Source organism: Agrobacterium sp. MCAB5, from assembly GCF_052114365.1.
In the GTDB taxonomy this organism is placed as follows: Bacteria; Pseudomonadota; Alphaproteobacteria; order Rhizobiales; family Rhizobiaceae; genus Agrobacterium; species Agrobacterium tumefaciens.
In genome coordinates, this window is the sequence record NZ_JBFREP010000250.1 from 1 (window position 1) to 462 (window position 462).

The following is a 462-nucleotide window of genomic DNA, read 5'->3' on the forward strand; positions in this document are numbered from 1 at the left end:
CCGCAGTGATCTCATCAACCAGGTAGCAATCGAATTCAATCGCCATTGAGAGACCAAAGGCAAACCGCGCCATCATGCCCGAAGAATAGGTTCTGAGAGGCTCGTTAAGATAACTTCCGATCTCGGCAAAGTCCGCAACGAACCTAAGGACACGGCGGAAATCCTCCCCATAGGCCCTCGCGACGAATTTGAGGTTTTCCTTACCGCTCAATTGGTTGTTCAAGCCATTGGCAAAGCCAAGTGGCCACGATACTCGAACGTTCCGCTTTATGCGACCGGAATTCGGCAGTTCAGCACCCGATATCAACCGCATCGTCGTTGATTTGCCGGCACCGTTCACGCCAAGCAGCCCATAGGAACGGCCCGCCTCGAAGTGCATAGTCTGATCACGAAGAATGTAACGTCGGTGCGCCGCCGTCTTATAATACTTCGTCACTCGGTCCAGCGTGATCATTCCTACAC

Annotated in this window: 1 protein-coding gene; it reads right to left on the minus strand. The window is 53.0% G+C overall.

All coding sequences use genetic code 11. From position 1 onward, the window contains the following. Positions 1-454: ABC transporter ATP-binding protein (locus AB4Z23_RS28475; RefSeq protein ID WP_441361307.1), on the minus strand; the 454-nt coding region annotated here is incomplete at its 3' end. Between the last annotated feature and the right edge of the window lie 8 nt (positions 455-462).